Origin of the sequence: Ligilactobacillus saerimneri (genome assembly GCF_036689625.1) — a bacterium.
In the GTDB taxonomy this organism is placed as follows: Bacteria; Bacillota; Bacilli; order Lactobacillales; family Lactobacillaceae; genus Ligilactobacillus; species Ligilactobacillus saerimneri.
In genome coordinates, this window is sequence record NZ_CP144759.1 from 1,493,484 (window position 1) to 1,513,598 (window position 20,115).

The 20,115-nt window shown below is 43.3% G+C and carries 19 protein-coding genes; 6 read left to right on the forward strand and 13 right to left on the reverse strand.

Annotated features, from left to right (window positions below; translation table 11 throughout):
• Window positions 1-6 precede the first annotated feature (6 nt).
• Window positions 7-240 carry a hypothetical protein gene (locus V3C97_RS07235; protein ID WP_338434133.1) on the forward strand — a complete coding sequence of 78 codons (234 nt, stop codon included), beginning with the start codon at window positions 7-9 and terminating at the stop codon, window positions 238-240.
• 62 nt (window positions 241-302) lie between these two features.
• On the opposite strand, the gene V3C97_RS07240 is transcribed toward V3C97_RS07235, so the two are convergent.
• Window positions 303-1,208 (reverse strand): LysR family transcriptional regulator, encoded by a 906-nt coding sequence (locus V3C97_RS07240; RefSeq protein ID WP_338434134.1) that lies wholly within the window; start codon window positions 1,206-1,208, stop codon window positions 303-305.
• 96 nt (window positions 1,209-1,304) lie between these two features.
• Here V3C97_RS07240 and V3C97_RS07245 point away from each other — a divergent pair, with 96 nt between their 5' ends.
• Window positions 1,305-2,318 (forward strand): YeiH family protein, encoded by a 1,014-nt coding sequence (locus V3C97_RS07245; protein WP_338434135.1) that lies wholly within the window; start codon window positions 1,305-1,307, stop codon window positions 2,316-2,318.
• Between the two features lie 195 nt (window positions 2,319-2,513).
• On the opposite strand, the gene V3C97_RS07250 is transcribed toward V3C97_RS07245, so the two are convergent.
• The 6 genes from V3C97_RS07250 to V3C97_RS07275 form a co-directional block, all read right to left on the reverse strand.
• Window positions 2,514-3,839, reverse strand: a complete 1,326-nt coding sequence (locus tag V3C97_RS07250; RefSeq protein WP_338434136.1) for a M20/M25/M40 family metallo-hydrolase — start codon at window positions 3,837-3,839, stop codon at window positions 2,514-2,516.
• A 359-nt stretch (window positions 3,840-4,198) separates the two neighbouring features.
• The gene (locus V3C97_RS07255; protein WP_338434137.1) at window positions 4,199-4,894 is read right to left on the reverse strand and encodes a fructose-6-phosphate aldolase; all 696 of its coding nucleotides are present in this window, start codon (window positions 4,892-4,894) and stop codon (window positions 4,199-4,201) included.
• Between the two features lie 141 nt (window positions 4,895-5,035).
• Window positions 5,036-6,271 (reverse strand): ABC transporter permease, encoded by a 1,236-nt coding sequence (locus tag V3C97_RS07260; RefSeq protein WP_338434138.1) that lies wholly within the window; start codon window positions 6,269-6,271, stop codon window positions 5,036-5,038.
• Window positions 6,264-7,145 (reverse strand): ABC transporter ATP-binding protein, encoded by an 882-nt coding sequence (locus V3C97_RS07265; protein ID WP_422392865.1) that lies wholly within the window; start codon window positions 7,143-7,145, stop codon window positions 6,264-6,266. The genes V3C97_RS07260 and V3C97_RS07265 overlap by 8 nt, the downstream gene beginning before the upstream one ends.
• A 316-nt stretch (window positions 7,146-7,461) precedes the next feature.
• Window positions 7,462-7,644 (reverse strand): hypothetical protein, encoded by a 183-nt coding sequence (locus tag V3C97_RS07270; RefSeq protein ID WP_009551422.1) that lies wholly within the window; start codon window positions 7,642-7,644, stop codon window positions 7,462-7,464.
• Window positions 7,644-8,315 carry an NAD(P)H-dependent oxidoreductase gene (locus V3C97_RS07275; RefSeq protein ID WP_338434140.1) on the reverse strand — a complete coding sequence of 224 codons (672 nt, stop codon included), beginning with the start codon at window positions 8,313-8,315 and terminating at the stop codon, window positions 7,644-7,646. Before V3C97_RS07275 ends, V3C97_RS07270 begins: the two co-directional genes overlap by 1 nt.
• Before the next feature lie 56 nt (window positions 8,316-8,371).
• Here V3C97_RS07275 and V3C97_RS07280 point away from each other — a divergent pair, with 56 nt between their 5' ends.
• A complete protein-coding gene (locus V3C97_RS07280; protein WP_180848821.1) occupies window positions 8,372-8,893 on the forward strand; it encodes a GNAT family N-acetyltransferase in 522 nt (173 codons plus the stop codon).
• 191 nt (window positions 8,894-9,084) lie between these two features.
• Here the strand turns inward: V3C97_RS07280 and ald are convergent, their stop codons facing one another.
• From ald to V3C97_RS07300, 4 genes are all read right to left on the reverse strand, one after another.
• Window positions 9,085-10,188 (reverse strand): alanine dehydrogenase, encoded by a 1,104-nt coding sequence (ald, locus tag V3C97_RS07285; protein WP_009551428.1) that lies wholly within the window; start codon window positions 10,186-10,188, stop codon window positions 9,085-9,087.
• Window positions 10,189-10,942: 754 nt separating this feature from the next.
• Complete coding sequence (gene yidA, locus V3C97_RS07290; RefSeq protein WP_040533573.1) at window positions 10,943-11,758, reverse strand: sugar-phosphatase; 816 nt, start codon at window positions 11,756-11,758, stop codon at window positions 10,943-10,945.
• A gap of 60 nt (window positions 11,759-11,818) precedes the next feature.
• Complete coding sequence (locus V3C97_RS07295; protein ID WP_338434141.1) at window positions 11,819-12,475, reverse strand: DNA alkylation repair protein; 657 nt, start codon at window positions 12,473-12,475, stop codon at window positions 11,819-11,821.
• A gap of 25 nt (window positions 12,476-12,500) precedes the next feature.
• A complete protein-coding gene (locus V3C97_RS07300) occupies window positions 12,501-14,162 on the reverse strand; it encodes a formate--tetrahydrofolate ligase (RefSeq protein ID WP_338434142.1) in 1,662 nt (553 codons plus the stop codon).
• Between the two features lie 252 nt (window positions 14,163-14,414).
• Here V3C97_RS07300 and V3C97_RS07305 point away from each other — a divergent pair, with 252 nt between their 5' ends.
• The gene (locus tag V3C97_RS07305; protein ID WP_338434143.1) at window positions 14,415-16,193 is read left to right on the forward strand and encodes an IS1182 family transposase; all 1,779 of its coding nucleotides are present in this window, start codon (window positions 14,415-14,417) and stop codon (window positions 16,191-16,193) included.
• Here the strand turns inward: V3C97_RS07305 and V3C97_RS07310 are convergent.
• Window positions 16,159-16,818 carry a LysM peptidoglycan-binding domain-containing protein gene (locus tag V3C97_RS07310; RefSeq protein ID WP_338434144.1) on the reverse strand — a complete coding sequence of 220 codons (660 nt, stop codon included), beginning with the start codon at window positions 16,816-16,818 and terminating at the stop codon, window positions 16,159-16,161. The two genes, V3C97_RS07305 and V3C97_RS07310, sit on opposite strands and share 35 nt — an antisense overlap.
• 505 nt (window positions 16,819-17,323) lie before the next feature.
• On the opposite strand from V3C97_RS07310, the gene mscL reads away from it, so the two are divergent.
• Window positions 17,324-17,707 (forward strand): large-conductance mechanosensitive channel protein MscL, encoded by a 384-nt coding sequence (gene mscL / locus V3C97_RS07315; protein ID WP_338434145.1) that lies wholly within the window; start codon window positions 17,324-17,326, stop codon window positions 17,705-17,707.
• Window positions 17,708-17,716: 9 nt separating this feature from the next.
• Here the strand turns inward: mscL and V3C97_RS07320 are convergent, their stop codons facing one another.
• Complete coding sequence (locus V3C97_RS07320) at window positions 17,717-19,423, reverse strand: IS1182 family transposase (protein ID WP_338434146.1); 1,707 nt, start codon at window positions 19,421-19,423, stop codon at window positions 17,717-17,719.
• A gap of 211 nt (window positions 19,424-19,634) precedes the next feature.
• Between V3C97_RS07320 and V3C97_RS07325 the strand changes: the two genes are divergently transcribed.
• Window positions 19,635-20,063: a hypothetical protein gene (locus tag V3C97_RS07325; RefSeq protein WP_338434147.1), complete on the forward strand. Its 429-nt coding sequence runs from the start codon at window positions 19,635-19,637 to the stop codon at window positions 20,061-20,063.
• Window positions 20,064-20,115: the final 52 nt, after the last annotated feature.

Consider the following 20,115-nt stretch of genomic DNA (forward strand, 5'->3'; position numbering starts at 1 on the left):
GCTACTATGGGCGCATTACTGGCGATTGTTATTTTGATGCTGTTTCTTGGGAGCATCTTTTCGGTGCTTCGCTTTTTCTTCCGCGGTGTTTTTGGCTTGTTCGGGAGCTTTTTTGGGTTCCTCATTTTACTGATCTTTTTCAAGTTCTTTTTTGCTCTAAGTATTGCCGTAGTTGGTATCGTTGCTTTCTTCGGCTTTATCATCTGGGGCATCTGGGCCAACTTCACCCGGTCACTTTAACCAATAATAATTATTGCAAAAAAATAGCAGGCGAAAAGAAGTTTTCTTCTCTTTGCCTGCTTTTAATTTTGGCCTTGCTTGCCTAATGCTTGTTGCAATATTTGGGCTATTCGTTGGTAGTCTTTTATCCGAATACTTCCTTTTAAGTACACCAAATTGAGCGGGTGGGCCACTGCAAACCGTGGCAGGTTCAAGCCTTGCAACCGGCACTGAGCAATATCGTCTGCTACCAGATCACGGTACATAAAACTGACCCCACTACCTTCTTTAAGTAAATTGATAATCGTTGTCGGATTATTTAATGTTATTACTTGCTCAAAGTCCGCCAACGAATAGTTATGACTTGCCAACCAAGCAGTCAAAATCGCCCGTGTCCCAGACCCTTCTTCACGAACTAATAAGGGCTGGCGGAAGACTTCTTCCCAAGTCATCGTCGTCGGAAGATCGGTCCCACCCACGGGAACAAACGGGACTGTTCCCAGTTCAATTGTACCGAAGTCTTTTTTATTAAAATTCCCTTCAATCAACGCCACATCTAATGATCCCTTCTCGATCAGCGTTAGCAATTGCCCCGTGTTCGCAACTTGGCTATTGACCTGCCACCCATCTTTAAGAGCCCGGTGCAATAGTGGAGGCAACAAAAGCTGGCTGAGCGATAACGTTGCTCCTAACCGTAATGGACCACGCTCTTCTTGGCGCAGTTTAGTCAATAACTGCTCATGGTGAACCTGTTGATGGCGGAGATAAGCTACTAACTCTCGGGCCGCTGGTGTCAACTGGACATTCTTCCCCTGTCGAACAACCAAGTCTAAACGTAAGTCCATCTCTAATGACCTAATCTGTTGCGAAACAGCGGGTTGACTGATATATAACGCCTGCGCAGCGGCCGTAAATGACCCAGTAGTCGCAACCATCACCAAAGTTTCCAAACGGTGGTCAAACAAGTGTGTCATTTTTACCCCTTTCATAAGTAATACTTATATATTACAAACAATTATGTATTTTTAATTATACTATATTCCATGCTACCCTTAGTAAAGCAAATACAGAGAAGGAGATATATTATGCGTCAAATTATCTTTTCTAAGCGCTTCGGTAGTGCTTTTCTTATGACTTTATTATGCTCACTGCTGGGGTCATGGTTAGCGGGCTTTCCTTACCTTAAAGTAATCGGGGCCCTTGTTTTAGCTCTTATTTTAGGAATGATCTGCCAGGTTTTTCAACCCGCAGTTACATACTCCCGCCCCGGGATCGGATTGATTTCCAATAAGTTCTTACGCTTGGGGATCATCCTTTTAGGTTTCAAACTCAATCTTATTGCGCTCGCACAAGCAGGTGTTAAAAGTATTGTTTTGGCTGCGGTGATCGTCACGGGGACAATCGTCATGGTTTACCAACTCGCCCGTAAGTTTGGGGTTGACCGTCACCTTGCAATTTTAACTGCTAGTGGAACCGGGATTTGCGGTGCAGCTGCGGTGATGGGGATCTCCTCCCAGCTCGGCGCTGACGATAACGAAACTCACCGCGAAAACGAAGTTGTAGCGGTCGCAATTGTGGCCATTTTAGGAACTCTTTTCACCTTAATCGAAATCGGCCTCAAACCCCTCCTCCATATGTCAGCTCTGCAGTTCGGAGTAATGACAGGGGGAAGTCTCCATGAAATTGCCCATGCCGTGGCAGCCGGAAGTGCTGGCGGTCCAGTTAGTTTAGACACTGCCATCATTACCAAACTCTCCCGTGTGTTGTTACTTGCCCCCATCGCTGTCATTGTTGGTTTGTGGTACCAAAAGAAGGAACGTGCTGTTGGGCAAGCTAAAGGAAAAGTTCCTGTCCCTTGGTTTATGGCCGGGTTTATTCTTGCTAGTGTCATCGGTACATTCTTGCCTTTAGGACCTATTGTTTTAGCCAACTTGGTCAAACTAGCTTACCTGATCTTGGGAATGGCAATGGCCGCTTTGGGGATGAGCGTTAACTTCCGGGTGTTACTTCACCGGGGACGCAACGCCTTGGTAGCAGCTTCTATCGGCTCATTCATCCTCCTCGCTTTCGTTGCTATCTGCAGTAAAGTCTTCTTTTAATTTCGAGGATACGGTATATAGTAAATTATGTGTCGGTAAATGAATAACACCAAGCATACTAATGCCCTTTGTCTTCTGGCGCATATTTTTTCTTGCGTCGTGTCATATTGACCAAAGCACTACAAACAATAATAACAAGTAAAAAATCTGCTATGGAAAATTTCCCATAGCAGATTTTTTAGCTATTCGCTGGTTTTATTGTTGAGCAAATTTCTGCGCTACCAATTCTAAGTGTTCTACTGCTTGTAACGCGTCAGTTAAGCGCACATTTTCATTGGCACCATGAACATTTGAGCCTGCATAACCGATTCCAATCCCTAACACAGGAAGTTGTAACAAATCCCCAAACGCATAAGCTGGTCCAGCGCCAAAACTGTTAAGAACATACTGATAACCATCTGGACCATAGACTTCACGGGCAGTATCACAAACTAGCCCAACAAAAGGATGGTTCACATCACTGCGGTAGCCTTTTTGCCCAACAATGTACTCTACTTTAATATCAGTGAACCCATTTTGATCAAGATAAGCCCGAACCAGGTTTGGAATTCGCTGTGGATCTTGATCTGGCGCTAACCGGAAGTCGAGTTTAGCGGTTGCTAACCGCGGTAGAACGGTCTTGACTCCCTCTTCCTGGTAGCCGGCTGTAATCCCATTGATAGTGATTGTCGGCTGGTTAGTTAGATCGGTTCGAGGTGTATCTGTCAGCAACGGCCGCTTCAATCCTTCGCTGGCAATAACTTTTGCTGCATCAAAATCTAGCGTGGCTACTTGCTGCTGTTCTGCAGGTGTCAAGGGCCGCACGTCATCATAAATCCCAGGAATTAAAATCCTGCTAGTCTGATCATCCCGAAGTAAATTGAGGGCTTTGACCAGTCGCCATGGGGCTGACTCCGCATAAGATGCCTTTGAGGAGTGGAGGTCTACATCTGCTGAAACTGCTGTTAGCTCAAGGCATGAGATCCCCTGCAAGCCCCCGACAATTGCTAGTTTTTCCGCTTCATTCTTTGCGCCCCCTTCCCACAGGACGGCATCAGCTTGCAGGTCGGCCTGATGTGCTTGTGTATATTGAACCACATGACTGCTCCCAATTTCCTCTTCGCCTTCAACATAAAATTTCACATTAACCGGGAGATCACCACGTTCTTGATGATACTTGACCCAGGCAAGTCGAAAAATCAGGTCCCCTTTGTCGTCGCCAATTCCCCGGGCAAAAATATGGTCATCCTGGACTGTTACCGCAAACGGATCGGTTGCCCATTGGTCTAACGGTTCTGCTGGCTGCGTATCATAGTGGTTATAGAAAAGAATGGTTTTATCACTTTGGCCTGTAAACTCTGCAAATACAACCGGATTACCGCCTTGATCATCCCAAACAGCTACTTTCTTGGCGCCTAAATTGCGGAAGGCTTGGGCTACCCAGGTACTGGTTTCTTCGATTCCAATGTGCTGTGCTGCAATGGTTTTAATCCGTAATAAATCACTAAAATCTTGCCAATGTTCTTTGATATATTCTCGCATAATTCACCACTCCTTATTTTGAATAAAAAAAGCCCCAGGAATCACCATTGATTCCTGGGACGTTGCTTCACCACGTGTTACCACCCGTTTTCAGGACAGACTCACACCTGCCCCCTCACTGAGTGCTCGCTTTTTTGCGAATACTCGCACGCTATAACGGGCGTCCCCGTAGCTAGCTGAACTAACTTCACTAGCTCCATCCACTTGGGACCATCTTCACTGACCTTCCCTCGATCCGCTCTCACCTTACCGGACTCTCTGGGCTAGGGTTTAGTCACCTACTCATCCCACCAGTTTATTATATTACTGTTGCTTTATGATAATTTGATGATAAAGTCAAATTATTTTTTAACAAAATGCTATTTGTAATCTTTTTTTATGCTGGTAATCGAAGAACCTACTCCATAGATACTCTCCCAATCTGTTTGAAAGGCCGTCACAGCAGGGGCGATTGCTGGTATTTTCAACCCACTAGCAAGGACATCAGGCCCCATAGTGACCGCTTGAGCCCCATTACGCAGAGCAGCGTTAACTTGTTCCACATTATGGAAACTAGCTGCCAGAATCTTGCTGCTACTCTTTTCTCGGGCGATTTGGTCAGCAATATTACGCACAAAGCTTGGTGCATCAATATTCATATTCCGCATCCGGTTGTAATACGGAGCAATATAGTCTGCTCCAGCCGCCAAGGCCAAATAAGCCTGGAACTCTGTATAAACTGCCGTTGCGGTAATGTTAACTTTTTCTTGCTTCAGCACCTTAATCGCTGCTAGCCCTTCCTCGGTTGTGGGAATTTTAACAAAAACATCGGGCGCAATTCCTTCCAAAATCGAATACGCATCTTGAATAAAGTCTTCCCGCGTTTGCCCGACTGCTTGCACATGCAATTTTGCCTGGGGCCTGATAATATCTTTGATCTGCTTCATATGGTTGAAGAAATCAATTTTCCCCTCTTTTTTAACAATTGTTGGATTGGAGGTTACCCCTGCTAGAGCAATCACATCTACGTAATGCTTAATTATTTCAATATTTGCTGTATCTAAATACAATTCCATAGTTGATTTCCTCCTCGCTAGTTTCATCATTGTCATTCTACCTATCTCAGAAAACGCATTCAATATCATAAAATAATACCTTTAATAAGTAACAATAAAATAGAGAGGACCTCTCAAATTCTTAGGTCCTCTCTATATTTTTCACTTCCGCAGAATTTTATTTATGATAGCTTTCAAAGGTCCGATATTGCTATAAGCAAAAGCATTCCGTTCATAAACAATTGCTGCACACCAGTACATTGCTATCGCTCCTACTAGGGCCAACGCACAGGCCACATAACCTGCCCAATAAGGGACAGCCCCCATTGCTAAGCGAACTGGCATTACCCCGAAACTAAAGAACGGGACATATCCTAAAATTTTGGCGATCAGCATGTTAGGATTTGAACCCAGAATAAAACCAAGAATATACGGAATGAACATCAAACTTGTTACCATCGAGGTTGCCTGAGAAATATCCTCGTTCCGTGAAACAAAAGCTGCAATCATAGCAGTTAAAAAGACATATAGCGCAACTGTCAACAAGGTCAAAATCACTGCCACAAACAAATACTGGCTACTAATGGTCGCCATAAATTGTTTGATCGGACGATATAGGTCCGGATACTTATTTTTCAAGATCACTTGCCCAATTATCCCCAGCACAGTGTAAATGACAATTTGTAAAACCACTAGCGCTCCGATCCCCAGCATCTTGCCGGCAAAATGCTTACGTGCCGGTACTGCTGCCAAGATCCCCTCAATCAGGTGGTTACTCTTTTCATTACCAATTTCTGCGCCGACGATTGATACATAGCTAGTTAAAAAGAGAAAGGCTACTAAAACCATCCCTTTCCCCAAACCATCAGCTGTCGCCCGATCGGTCTGATTAACAGTGTCTTTTTGCTGAAAAGCATGTTGATCAATTTTCACTTTACCAATCATTTTCTGCCAAGTAGCGCTATCGATCCCCGCCTGCGCTGCTAACGTTTGCGAACGTAAAGCTGTCAACTGCGCTTGTAGGGCTGGAACGGGGTTTGTTGCTTGTGCGTCACTATTATATAAGTATTGGACCCGTTCAAAATCAGGGCTAATCACCAAAATACCGTCAACTTTACCCTTCTTTAAAACTTGCTTTTGTTGCGCATATGTAGTCGGAGTAACACTAGACTTAACCCGGTATTTTTTCCCGGAACTTTGCTCTAATACTTTTTTGAGCGGTTGGGGAGCCACGATCGCAATCCGGGGAAGAGATTTTTCTGCTTGACTCATAGTAAATTTTGCAATCCCAAACGTTAAGGCTAAGAAAAAGAGTGGCGCTAGAATCATCCAATAATACACCGCTGACCGAACGCGTTTTTTGAAAACCATCTGTGCAACTGTTAATACTTTATTCATTGGTTTTTACCTCCCAGGCAAAGATGTCGTCCAACGTTGGTTCTAAAAGGCGGAACCCCTGCAATTGCTCGTCATTCCGGACTATTGCAATAGCTGCTTCTGCATGTTCTTGCGAATCAAACGTCAAAACCTCTCCTAAACCATCATTTCGGCGCGCAATCACACCCGGATAGTCATCTCCGTTAACTCCTTCAAGGTACAACTCTTTACGCTCGTAGTGATTACGAATAGCAGCAATCGATCCATAAAGACGGCGCCGTCCATTGACCAACATCAAGAGTTTATCCGAAACAGCCGTCACATTTTTCATATTATGGGATGAGAAGATTATCGCAGTCCCTTGCTCTTTAAGCTCCAAAACTACTTTGATTAACAGCTGGACATTGACGGGGTCCAAGCCTGAAAAGGGTTCATCTAAAATCACCAACCGTGGTTGATGGATTAGGGCCGTAATCAACTGGACCTTTTGTTGATTCCCCTTGGAGAGGTCCTTCACTTTGGTTTTAGCATCGCCCTTGACTGCTAGTCGTTCTAGCCACTCAGGCAGCCGACGCGCAGTTACTGCTGGTTTACATCCATGCAGGTGTGCAAAATATTCCACCTGTTCCTGAATCGTCATATCAAGATACAAGCCTCGCTCTTCAGGGAGGTATCCCAACTGATCAAAAAATTTCGTCGTTATGGGCTGGCCTGCAGTCAGGATTGTCCCTGCATCCGGGCGCAAAAAATTGAGAATCATCTTAAAAGTCGTTGACTTACCGGCACCGTTTTGTCCCACAAGTCCCAGCACCTCGCCGGGGGCGACACTGAAACTGACATCATCAACGGCCACCAATGGGCCGAAGTGTTTGGTCAAATGAGTTACTTCGAGGATATTTTCCATACGTTCACTACTTTCTGTCCGCTTAATAAGACACTACATAGAATTTGTTGCATATATATTTTAACACAGCCCCATTTTGCTTAATACCAACTACCAAAAAAAGAGCCCAGCTTACCACTGGGCCCCTTAGGAAATATGGAAATATCTATCTTGAGTTAAAGACGAGCTATCTTGTTGGAGGTTTATGGGATTGGGAGATATGTCAACAAGATGCCCATAAAGTAATTGAAGTGCCAATTACTTTATGCTCTTAATATACACGCAAAATATTAAGGATTTGTTAACAAGACGTTAAGTTTTTTAAAAATTACCACTTTTGGGGGCTCCACATCCGCCCATCCAACTCCCCACGTAATTGATCCAGGCGCTGGTCCTGAGCCACAACCAATTGCCTAGCCGCCCGCAACAGGGCCTGAGTTGGATAAGTCGTTGCCTGGGCATGTAATTTCGCTAGTTGTTGCTCCGCCCATTCATTATTAGGATCAATCATCACTCATCATCCTCCTGCCGCATCCATTTAACTTGTTGTGCAATATCCGTTAGTTCTTCCTGGTTAGCCCGCAGTTGGGCAAGCACCGGTGCCAAGTCCGGCATAGTAGTGCCCAATAAATCAAGGCGGGCCAGCAACCATTGCTCTAAACCAGCAAAGTGCCCATGCTCAGGATTACTGATATAACTTTGATAAGTAATATACAACTCCTGTTTAGCTTGCTCACTAAGATAATTAAACTGATATATTGGCAATGCCGGTAAATATTCCATTTCAGTTACCCTAGCGGTCATCTGGTAGGGACGGAGAACTTCATCCATCGTTGCTCCCTGCTTTCCTCCAGCTTGGAACTCGTTTTGAGCAGCGCCCGCGGTCACCACCACCCCAAGTTGTTTTCCGCGCAATAACCGGTAATTTCCCGTTGTCAGTGGTATCCGCCACACTTCATCAAACCATTGACGCATTATTGCCGGTGCACTATACCAGTACAGCGGAAACTGCACGATAATCCGGTCATGCTGTTGGATTAAAGCTTGCTCCCGGGTAACCTCAAAGGGAAGTTGCAGCTCATGCCAAGTAACATTGGCACACTCACTAGCAGCAACTTTCAAAAATTGCTGCGTCGTTGATTCACCTAACCGTGGGTGGCCCACAACGACCAATGTTTTCATATCTGCGCCTCCTTATGCTATACTTTTTAAAATTATTGTAAGAGGAGTGAGTACGATTGGCAAACATTTATACCCGGCCTGCCCAGATGAACGACCTTCCCATGATTATGAAAATCATCGCTGGAGCAAAAGAATTTCTCAAGGCCAGTGGCAGTCCCCAATGGCAAACTGGTTACCCTGCTACATCTGACATTGAATTAGATATCAAAAATAGTCACGCTTATGTTCTGCTTGTTGCCGGTCAAGTTGTCGGCTATGCAGCCGTAGTTATTGGTAATGAACCGACTTATCACACCATTACTAAAGGTTCATGGGCTAATACCGCCGACCCATACGCTACTATTCACCGTATGGCAATTAGCCAGGATTTTCGTGGACAACATTTGAGTCATTTCTTTATGACTAACATTATTACTTTAATGGCTAGTCAAGGAATAACTAATATTCGCCTTGATACTTACCGTCTCAACCAACCGGTACAAAAAATCGCTGCTAAATTTGATTTCTCACAGCGTGGAGAGATCCTAGTTGATGACCCCCTCGACCCGCGGCGCATTGCATTTGAACTAAACCTATAACAAAAGCAGGATCCCCCGAGCTTGTATGCCCGAGGAACCCTGCTTTTGGTGCGGTGGTCACAAATTTGGTTATGGTTGTCATGTATGGAGAATAGATTATAGGTATGGAAGAGTGATTAAGACCACCCACTAATGTTTCCGTATCCCAGTAACATGCTTCATGTTAGCCCACAAACTGGGACATCCAGTTTTTAGCCTGGATAAGGAGTATAAGTAATATCTAAACTATCAGCAACTGCCTTGGAAGTTAAGCCCCCCTGATAAGTATTAATCCCTGTCAGGACAGTATTATCTTCTGCAGCGGCCTTTTCGATGCCCTTATTGGCAATCTCAAGTGCATAACGTACAGTTGCACTAGATAACGCTTCTGTGGCTGTCTTTGGTACCGCCCCTGGCATATTAGCCACTGTATAGTGGACTACTCCGTGGGAGACATATGTTGGGTCTTCGTGGGTTGTTGCCCGAGTGGTAGTCTCAAAGATCCCCCCTTGGTCAATCGGAATATCCACGATCACAGACCCGGGTTCCATGCTGGCCACCATTTCTTCAGTGACCAACTTTGGTGCTGCTGCCCCAGGAATCAGCACTGCCCCGATTACTAAATCGGACTGCTTAACTGCTGCTGCAATATTAGCACTATTGGACATCAATGTTTGTACCCGCCCGCCGAAGATATTATCGACTTCAGCTAAACGTTGCGCATTGATATCTAAAATAGTTACCTGTGCCCCCATTCCAACAGCGATCTTAGCGGCATTGAAACCAACAGTTCCAGCACCAATAACAGTTACCTTGGCCCGGTTAACTCCGGTCACACCATTGAGCAACACGCCTTTGCCACCATGGGGTTGTTCTAGGAAGTGAGCCCCCACTTGGGCAGCCATCCGTCCCGCAATTTCACTCATTGGGAAGAGCAGAGGTAAGTCGCCATGACGCCCCACCATTGTTTCATAAGCAACCCCGGTTACTTGCTTAGCCAACATCGCTTCAGTCAATGCCCGGTCAGCAGCCAAGTGGAGGTATGTATAGATAATCTGGTTCGGCTTGAAATAATCATATTCACTAGCTAAAGGTTCTTTGACCTTGATGATCATTTCAGCATCCCAAGCTTCGGCAGTCGACCCAATCTTTGCGCCGGCAGCAATATAGTCTTGGTCAGTAAAGCCTGATCCAAGCCCTGCGCCCTTTTCAACTACTACTTGGTGTCCTGCCTGAACGAGGGTTGCAACTGCACTTGGCATTGCGCCAACCCGTTCCTCTTGCTTTTTAATTTCCTTTGGTACCCCAATTAACATCAATTAATGACTCCTTTCGGAAGTATAGTAACATCATCACTGTTGATAGCGCTTTCAACTGTGAACAAAATATAGCATGTCTTTTCCCTCTTTAACAACCATCATTAAAAATTATTAATTTATAATATATTGCTAAATACTTCACAAGCTTACATTGTCAGGCTCGTGTTTACATTTATCATCATCTCTGAGCGACAATCTTTGTAGCTCTTTTAGCATTTTTGCTTACTCTAAATACTTTTATATAAATTCATGAGTAAAGAGCATGAAAGCGTGCTTCTTCTTGCCCATTCTCCCCATTAACAACTTGTAAATAAGCATTGCTCAGTATTTGCCTTAAATCTTTTGTTTGAAAAAAGGCACCATGCATTCCAAAATAAGTGATTTTTTCTTTGCCAATATCTACCCTACCAATTTTATGGGAATTCTTACCAACTTCTCATCTCTAGAAAAAAAAAGACCGCTGTGGTGAGACAGCGGCATCTATAAGGAAAATACAGAATGAAAATTGGCCGTGAGACCGCTTTTATTCTGCACCTTGATTATAATCAATGGTTACCTAATAAGCAATCTTTATTGATATTTTCAGATCAATTATTTGCCTTTTTCATAGTTTTCATGTATAGTCTGTTTTATTGGTTCGACAAGTACATTAATTGTGGTTGTCATGAGAGAGAATAGAGGAACTTATAATCCTTCAACCAATCAACTTGAATACACAAAAAAGAGGCTGTTTTTTCAGCCTCTTTTTTGTTTAGTCCATTGCCCAGTTATAAATCGCGTTAGCTACACCATCATGGTCACAGTCAGTGGTAATTTGTTGCGCAACGGCTTTTACTTCTGGAATGGCATTACCCATTGCAACGCCAGTTCCTGCATATTCGATCATTGCCAAGTCATTACCTTGGTCCCCAATCGCCATAATTTCTGCTGGCGTTAAATCCAGCACCTTAGCTAATTGTTGCAAGGCACTGGCCTTGTTGATCCCCTTAGCATTTGCTTCAAAATAGTAAGGTGTTGACCGTGTATAAGTTACCCGGTCTGCCAATTGATTGAAGAGTGACATGTCCTTGATCGCTTCATCAATAACTTCTGGTTCATCCACAAACATTGCCTTCACAACTGGGATATCGTGCATTTCTTCTGGTGTTCTAAAGGAAATGGCTTGTGAAACCAACCGCGCTTCCCGCATCGTGTAGTCACCCACATCTCGGTTAGCAGTATAGAGGCGGTCTAAGCCATTGGCGTGGAAATGTAATCCTTTCTTCCGTGCAATATATTCTAAGTCAACATAGTCTGCATAAGTCAAAGTTGCCTTAAAGATCGAATCCCCAGCTGTTGTTTGGACCAGTGAGCCTCCAAATGTTACTACATATTGGTCATCCTGATCAGCCAGACCCAAGTCTTTTAGGATCTGCTTAGCCCCAGAAAGTGGCCGTCCTGTACAAATAACGACTTTTTTACCCGCTTCTTTAGCCTTTTGAATGGCCTCCCGCACTGCTGGAGTAATTTCATGTTTACTATTTAATAATGTTGCGTCGATATCAATCGCAATTAACTTGATGGAAATCGTAATCCCCTCCCTTATAAATATTTATAGTATACCGTGCTTGAAGTTTTCTTTACAAGCTCAGAGGTACTTACTTGCCTCCCGCACACTCAGGGGAGCTAGTTGACCTTGATATTCAGCGAGGTAATTGCGGACCCAGTCCGAATCGGTCTTTGAATATTCCCGTAACGCCCAACCAATAGCTTTGTTGATAAAAAACTCATCCTGCCCCAAGTTGGCCGTAATGATGGTTGCTAAGCGGGCTTGATCAGTTCGGTCTTTCAGTCCCAACTGGTGCTCAATAGCGGCCCGCCGGACCCACAAATTAGGGTCGGTCCCCCAGGTTACCATCATTGTCGCCACACGCGGATCAGCTAAGGCCATTTGCCCTAAAACTTTAACTAAGGAATCAACCGTATCCCACCATGACTTGGTCATCAATAACGTCTTGATATGGGGGAGATCTTCATATGTTAAATAATGGGTCCGCCACCGGAGATAATCACATGCAAAATACTGTAGTTCGCGCTCCGCAGCAGCAAAACACTGGTCAATCAAGCGCCAATCAATTGGTTGCTTGCGCTCGATCTTCAGCCATGGGCGACTTAGCTGGCGTCTTTGCGTGGCCTGAATCCCGTAAAATGAGAATTGGTCCCGCATATAATGGGCCATTCCCTGCGCTCTTTCTGGATCGCGGTGCTCTGCAAAGGTGGCCGTTATTGCCATAAAATGATCCATAATGTCTTCTCCCCATCCTAAATGGTTAAAATAGACCAGTTATCTTCTCATCAGCATCAATTGTCATCCCAACCGCAGCTGGTCGGGCTGGTAAGCCTGGCATTGTCATCATATTGCCGGCCAGGGCAACTATGAAGCCTGCTCCCAGTTTAGGAACAAATTCACGAATGTGAAATTTGAACCCTGTCGGGGCTCCTAGAACAGTTTGGTCATCAGTAAACGAGTATTGTGTCTTGGCAATACAGATTGGCAAATCGTTCCAGCCTAAACGGGCAAACTGTTCCAATTGTTTTGTGGCCTTACGGCTAAATTCGACCTCGCTGGCCCCATAGTATTTCTTCGCAATCGTTTCTACTTTAGCCCGAGGACTTGCTTGATAATCATATAGCGGTGTAAATTCAGTCTTAGTTTCTTCTACTAGTTGGACTACCTTTTTTGCAAGGGCAAGCGTGCCTGCGCCTCCCTGCGCCCAAGCGTCAGTTACAGCTACATCGACACCCAAGGACTGACAATTTTCCGTAATCACAGCCAGTTCCCGATCTGTGTCACTAGCGAAATGGTTTATTGCTACTACCACCGGCAAGCCGTACCGCTGCACATTGGTAATATGGCGGTTAAGGTTAGCTAATCCCCGCTTTAATTCCAATAAGTTTTCTCGGTCAAGATCAGCAAGCTTAGCCCCACCATTATATTCCAGAGCACGTACAGTTGCGACAATGACCACTGCGTCTGGTGTCTTTCCTAAAACTGGCACCTTAATATCTAGGAATTTTTCCGCCCCAAGGTCTGCTCCAAAGCCGGCCTCTGTTACGGTATAGTCTGCCAACTGCATGGCCGCCCGAGTAGCAATCACACTGTTACATCCATGAGCAATATTAGCAAACGGTCCCCCATGGATGATGGTTGGCGTGTGGGCAATTGTTTGGACCAGGTTCGGTTTGAGGGCATCTTTTAGTAAGATTGTTACTGCATCCGTAAAACCCAGCTGGGCAACCGTAACTGGTTCGGCATCATAAGTATACCCAACAACGATCCGTCCCACTCGGTGTTTGAGGTCAACTAAGTCGGTAGCCAAACATAGAACCGCCATTAACTCCGAAGCTGCAGTGATGTCAAAGCCTGTTTCACGTGGAACACCTTGCATCACGCCCCCTAAGCCGGTCACAACGTTGCGTAAAGCTCGGTCGTTAACGTCTTCGACACGTTTCCATTGAATCCGCCGAGGATCCAATCCTAAAGAATTATCCCGCATAATGTAATTATCAATTAACGCTGCTAATGTGTTATTGGCTGCCGTTAGTGCGTGCATATCTCCAGTAAAGTGCAAGTTAATATCTTCCATCGGTAATACCTGGCTATATCCTCCGCCAGTAGCCCCACCTTTGATTCCAAAGACCGGCCCCATGGATGGCTCCCGCATGGCGATAACAGTCTGACGCCCAATCTGATTCATGGCATCACCCAAACCAACTAGCACCGTTGACTTCCCCTCCCCAGCCGGAGTGGGATTGATTGAGGTCACTAAAACCAGCTTATGCTTTTTGTCTGGACGGTATGCTAAAGGCCACGCCAACTTAGCTTTGTATTTGCCATACTGTTCAATGTCATCTGCCTGCAACCCGATCTTTTTAGCAATCTCTGTGATCGGCAACATTTCAGCCTGGCTAGCAATTTCAATATCTGTCATCTTATATCCCTCTTTACCTAACTACGCTATTTGCTTTTATGATACTAAGAAAATGCTTCTTTGACCACTTACAATTAATGCCTAGTTTTTATTACTGCACGAAAAAACAGTGTCTGGGAAAAAACTAATTCCTAAGACATGAAAAAAGAACGATGATTTCCTTTTCGATTTCATCGTTCTTTTTCTATACTTTAACTGCCTTCCTTGATATTATTAAATCGCTACAGTATAAAAAGAAAGAAGACAATCTCAATGTATCAAAATTATACCACAGGCCAGACTGCTTTAACACTTAATTTAGACTTTACTATACCTAACAATCACTTGGCAACAGTGATCGGCTGGTTCGTCGATTCGATTCCAGAAGACGTCCTATTGGGCGATTCTGCCAAAACCGGGCGTCCTGCCTATCACCCTGCTATGATGCTTAAGATCTTGCTTTTTGCTTATTCTCGCAGAGTATTCTCAGGCAGAAAAATTGCGCTGATGTTAGAAGAAAATCTACCAATGATGGTATTGGCTGAGCACCAGCAGATTTCATACCATACCATCAATAATTTTAGATCGAGCGACCACGCCAACGAATTGGTCAAGAAATGCTTTCTTTACTTTACCAACCTACTGGAACAAGAAGGCTTGATCAACGAAGGGGCTATCTTCATCGACGGCACGAAAATCGAAGCCGATGCCAATCGCTATAGCTTTGTCTGGCGCAAGGCAGTTGAAAAGTATCATGAAAAGCTCAAAGGTCAAGCAGTTGAACTATATGATGAACTGATTGCCAAAGAAGTCGTCAAAGCAATGGCAAAAGAGCAAGTACAAACCAGTCAGGGGTTGACGGAGCTAGCGCAAGAAACGGAAGCTGAAATTGAAAAACTGACTGAAGAGATTGCCCAAGAGCCTAAAGCCATTCCTGGCGGCTCGGCTAGAAAAGCAAAAAGACGAGCTCTAAAAAAGCTGCTTCATAAGCTAAGAAAAGACTACGTGCCTAGAATGAAGAAGTATGAAGAGGCAGAAGAAGTCTTTGCTGGGCGAAATAGCTACTCTAAAACCGACCACGATGCGACGTTCATGCATATGAAAGAAGACCACATGAAGAACGGCCAGCTCAAGCCAGGCTATAATATCCAAGTCGCTACAACGGATCAATACGTAGTCGATTTTGCTTTGTATCCCAATCCGACTGACTTTAAGACGCTAGAGCCTTTTTTAAAACAGATAACGACAATGGACAAGTTCGATAAGATCGTCGCCGATGCTGGCTACGGCAGCGAGTACAACTACTCAATGCTTGAAGAAGAATATTCAGACAAGCAGTACTATATCCCTTATACCATGTACGAAAAGGAACAAACTAGAAAGTACAAAAACGATCCAACTAAGCTAGCCAACTGGTTCTATGATGAAGAAGACGATTACTACCTTGATCAAAACGGCGTTAGGTTTAGCTTCAAATGTTATAGTCGGCGTAAAGATAAATCGACTGGTCAGGTTCGCGATTTTAAGGTTTACGAAGCGGATAAATTTCAATTAACGCCAGAATTAGAGCGTTTAGCCAAAACCAAGAGCGGACGCCAGCGGCAGGTTCGCTATAATCCTAACTGGCAATACTTAAAAGAAAAAGCTAAAGGAGTTCTCCAAAGTCCTGAAGGCAGGTACATCTACAGCAAGAGAAAGTATGATGTGGAGCCAGTTTTTGGACATTTGAAGAACGTTTTTGGCATGCGTCGAACTCATTTAAGAGGCAAAAAGAAGGTTGAAACTGATGTGGGAATAGCCTTCATGATGATGAATTTAAGCAAATATTGGAACAGAAGATGGTCAAAGGACCAATCTTCTTTACGCAAAAATAAAAATAACAAGAAAAAGACGGTCAAGCAACTCAAATTAAGAGTTGGATTGATCGTCTTTTGGTATCTGAAAGTTAGTTTTTTCCCAGACACTGTTTGGATAAATAGTGTACTAAAGCTAATATATGCTTACACTGAGCTTAATTTTAGTACCAGCCGTTGCTCAACCAGTGAGCCTTAGCAGCAGACCATGAACCATAACGAGCTTGTACGTATTGGTTAGCTACGCGTTCTTGGTTAGCAGCTGAGTAGTCACCATTTAAATATGCACGGGATAATTGGTACTTACCATAGTAGTTACCGTTAGTAGCAGTGTATGAACCACCTGATTCACGCCCTGCAATCCAAGCTTTAGCAGCTTCTTCAGAGCTAGAACCTGTAGCTACAGGTGCACTGTATGTGTTTTGAGTTTGTGTTTGTGTTGCAGCGTAGTTAGTTTGAGCTGAACTTGCTTGTTGTGCTGGTGCAGCTTGTGCCTGTTGCACTGGTTGTTGTACTGGTTGTTGTACTGGTGCTTGGGCAACTGCTGTTGTAGCAGGTTGTGCTGCTTGAGCAACTGCAGTATTAGCTGCTTCACCATTTTCTTCAACGATTAACTTTTGATCGACGAAGATCAAGTTAACGTTCTTTAAGTTGTTTAACTTTTCAATAGACTTAACAGTAGTGTTGTGGTCCTTAGCAATTTGGCTAACAGTATCCCCACTCTTAACTGTATAAGTTACTTGGTCGGCGTTAGCAGCCTTGGAACCAAAAAGGAACAAGCCACTAGCTGCTGCAACTGAAAGTAAAGTTTGTTTGAAATTCATATAGAAAATTCACTCCTATGTGTATTGTCTGTAGTTATGTTATCTAATAAAAACTTTTTCCACTCGCCCCTGCGAGCTAACAATTCTTAGTATATAAGCGTCTTGTAACATTAAAATACCAGCAATTTTACGAAAATCCCCAACATCGTAACGATTATTACAATCTGTAATCTTTTGTAAAGCTTAAAAAACAAAGATTTAAGCCTAGATCCCATCAGCATGGGACTAACTTCCCTTTTATTTATATTTCAAAAAACGTTGTCCATCTGCATATCAATTAAATAATTAAATATGCTTTCGCAAAAAAAGTTCTTTCTCTTCACCAAAACGAACACATTTTCGCTAAAATTCCTCTTTTATGACGAGAATGTTACACTTATTACTAAAAACTGTATTCAATTATATTTATATAGGCGGTATATAAAGATTTTTTGAGTTGCTTCTCGTTAATTTTGTTGGTAAGCTTGTATATAATAAGTAAATATTCATAGAAGGATGTTGAAGCATGCTAAAGGAATTTAAAGAATTTATTTCACGCGGTAATGTTTTAGACCTCGCCGTTGGGGTAATCATCGGGTCTGCTTTTACTGCTATCGTTACTTCATTGGTAGAAAACTTAATCAACCCATTAATTGGGATTTTCTTGGGTAAGATCGATCTCTCTAACCTCGTCTTTTCTATCGGGGACGCCCACTTTAAGTTTGGGGCATTTTTGAACTCGATCATTAACTTCTTAATCATTGCCTTTGTAGTCTTCTTGATCGTTAAGGCAGTTAACAAGGCATTGCCTAAGAAGGAAGAAGCACCGGCTGATCCTGAACCATCTGCTGAAGAAAAGTACTTAGAAGAAATTGTTGCTTTATTAAAGAAGCAAGATGCTAACAAGTAATTACCCTGATTAGCAGCACATATATAAAAGGGGCTGGGAATTAACTATTAATTCTTGGTTCTCTAACAGTAAAATCCGGACTACGATTTTTGATCGATTCAAAAATCGTAGTCCGGATTTTAAATTATTTATAAAATTAGTCGCCAATCGACTAATTGATTGACCAAATTTCGTTAGATTTAATGCCATCAAGGCTAGCCCAATGTCATTTTCCACAGCCCGTTGTCCGCGTAGATGAGTTCGGCGTATGCCAAAATCCCTCTTCATGTGACCAAAGACTGGCTCAACGTCGAACTTTCGTCGACGATAAATTGCCTTGCCTTCGTCACTTGAGAGGGTTGCTTTTACTTTAGCCTTGTAATAATTCCACGTTAGGTTAACCTGCATATAGCGTTGCCGACCACTTGGTGTTTTTGCCAACTCATCCAATTGTTCTGACAGTTGGTGCTTATCCGCTCGATAGAGTTTGAAATCACGTTCGAAACCATATTTATCGGTTCGCCTACTATACCGATAAAAGCTAAAGCGAACTCCTAAATGATCGATGTAGTAATCATCTTCGGCATTATACTGCCAATTTTGTGATTTAGTTGGATCGTTTTTAAATTTATGTTTCTGTTCCTTTTGATAAGTTGTGTATGGAATAACAGGCTGCTTTTCAAACTGATCAAGAATCATTGTGTAATTGTACTCACTACCATAACCGGCATCGGCAACGATATGCTTAAAGAAATCTAAAGCATGAAACTGTGTAAGGAATGGCACTAAGGTCCTGGTGTCAGTTGGATTTGAAAAGAGCCCGTAATCAAGGACAAATTGCTTATGTGTAGCGATTTGCAGGTTATAGCCGGGCTTTAACTCCCGATTCATCATCGGATCTTCCTTCATACACATAAAAGTCGCATCATGATCAGTCTTGGAATAGCTATTACGACCTTGGAAGATATCTTCGGCACGTTCATACTTTTTGGCACGCGGAATTAGGTCGTTGCTTAATTGATGGCGAAGTTTTTTTAGAAAACGACGGCGCCGTTTTCTAACTGAACCACCTTTGATGATTTTTGGTTCTTGCTTAATCTCTTCATCTAACTTAGTGATTTTCTCCGCAAGTTCTTGTTCCATTACTTCCATGCCTTCGGCAGAAGTAACCAGCTCGGGTGCCATTTCTTGCACCACTTGTTTTTCTACTAGTTCCTCATAAAGCTTACTCGTCTTTTCTCTTAACTTAGCGTGATACTTTTCAACCGTCCGCCGCCAAGTAAATGAATATTTATTGGCATCGGCTTCCACCTTGGTCCCATCGATAAAAACTGCATCATTTTGAATTAGTCCGTGATCTTTCAAAGCCATGGTAAAGTAGACAAAGGCATGTTTAATTAGCTTACTAGCGTGCTGACTGCGTCGAAAGTTATTGATGGTATGGTAGCTATAAGTATAATCATGGGCTAACCAACGCATTGGCAAGTTCTCATCCAACATCATTTCAATCTTTCTTCCAGAATAAGTTTGACGTGAGTAGGCAAACAAGAGAATCTTAAGCATAATTGCTGGATGTGATGAAGGGCGACCAGTAGCCGCTCCCGAATCTTCTAATAGCACATCTTGTGGAATCGAGTCGACAAAATCACTAATTAATCGTGCAACATGATTCCGTGGTAAATCATAGTTATAGTTTAGTACGAATTCGGTTTGCCCTATGGTATAATTTTGATACATGAAAATCGCTCCCTTTGGTTGTTTTTAGGGGTAATTACATCATATCAGGAACGATTTCCTGTGTACATAAAAACCGGATGATGAATTGTTCAAAAAATTCATCATCCGGTTTTTATTTTGGACTAGGAGTTTTTTCCCAGCCTCTTTTTACTTCTATCTGTATTTATATCTATATATAATAGAAACAAACTAACCAAGGGAGATTACCCATATGCTCAGAGAAGTCACCCCCGATGACAGTCGGGATATTCAACGCATCAATAATACCGAATTGAACGAAGGCTGCACCCTCGCTGACACTACTAGTTATCTAACAACTCTTTTGAAAGATCCCCACCAGCATGTGCTCAGGGTCAGTGTCGATCCTTTAACTGACCAGGTTCTAGCTTACCTCCATGCAGAACTCCTCACCTTTACCTATACGCAGCCAATGTTCATCATCACTACTCTTGCTGTTAGTGGTGCTTATGACTACGATAAGCATGCTTCTGCATTGTTGACTTCCCTCCTCAACCTAGCCCGACGCCGCCGGATGACCACAGTTCGGCTCGGCTTTATTCCCGATCCAGCTACCACGGCCTTTTGGACCCAAGCTGGTTTTACTCCGCAATCTCATGGTCTTTGGGATTGCATTTTATAAGAAGAAAAAATCAAATAAATTTTTCACTAAATTCTAACTTATGTCAAAATTT

What these genes read in the sequence shown, in the direction of transcription:
- V3C97_RS07270 (WP_009551422.1), bottom strand. Translation starts at nt 7,644, where the DNA reads ATGATTGATCCTAATAATGAATGGGCGGAGCAACAACTAGCGAAATTA.
- V3C97_RS07250 (WP_338434136.1), bottom strand. Translation starts at nt 3,839, where the DNA reads ATGCGAGAATATATCAAAGAACATTGGCAAGATTTTAGTGATTTATTA.
- V3C97_RS07240 (WP_338434134.1), bottom strand. Translation starts at nt 1,208, where the DNA reads ATGAAAGGGGTAAAAATGACACACTTGTTTGACCACCGTTTGGAAACT.
- V3C97_RS07325 (WP_338434147.1), top strand. Translation starts at nt 19,635, where the DNA reads ATGCTCAGAGAAGTCACCCCCGATGACAGTCGGGATATTCAACGCATC.
- V3C97_RS07295 (WP_338434141.1), bottom strand. Translation starts at nt 12,475, where the DNA reads ATGGATCATTTTATGGCAATAACGGCCACCTTTGCAGAGCACCGCGAT.
- V3C97_RS07320 (WP_338434146.1), bottom strand. Translation starts at nt 19,423, where the DNA reads ATGTATCAAAATTATACCATAGGGCAAACCGAATTCGTACTAAACTAT.
- V3C97_RS07275 (WP_338434140.1), bottom strand. Translation starts at nt 8,315, where the DNA reads ATGAAAACATTGGTCGTTGTGGGCCACCCACGGTTAGGTGAATCAACG.
- V3C97_RS07310 (WP_338434144.1), bottom strand. Translation starts at nt 16,818, where the DNA reads ATGAATTTCAAACAAACTTTACTTTCAGTTGCAGCAGCTAGTGGCTTG.
- V3C97_RS07260 (WP_338434138.1), bottom strand. Translation starts at nt 6,271, where the DNA reads ATGAATAAAGTATTAACAGTTGCACAGATGGTTTTCAAAAAACGCGTT.
- mscL (WP_338434145.1), top strand. Translation starts at nt 17,324, where the DNA reads ATGCTAAAGGAATTTAAAGAATTTATTTCACGCGGTAATGTTTTAGAC.
- V3C97_RS07300 (WP_338434142.1), bottom strand. Translation starts at nt 14,162, where the DNA reads ATGACAGATATTGAAATTGCTAGCCAGGCTGAAATGTTGCCGATCACA.
- V3C97_RS07255 (WP_338434137.1), bottom strand. Translation starts at nt 4,894, where the DNA reads ATGGAATTGTATTTAGATACAGCAAATATTGAAATAATTAAGCATTAC.
- V3C97_RS07245 (WP_338434135.1), top strand. Translation starts at nt 1,305, where the DNA reads ATGCGTCAAATTATCTTTTCTAAGCGCTTCGGTAGTGCTTTTCTTATG.
- ald (WP_009551428.1), bottom strand. Translation starts at nt 10,188, where the DNA reads ATGTTAATTGGGGTACCAAAGGAAATTAAAAAGCAAGAGGAACGGGTT.
- V3C97_RS07235 (WP_338434133.1), top strand. Translation starts at nt 7, where the DNA reads ATGGGCGCATTACTGGCGATTGTTATTTTGATGCTGTTTCTTGGGAGC.
- V3C97_RS07305 (WP_338434143.1), top strand. Translation starts at nt 14,415, where the DNA reads ATGTATCAAAATTATACCACAGGCCAGACTGCTTTAACACTTAATTTA.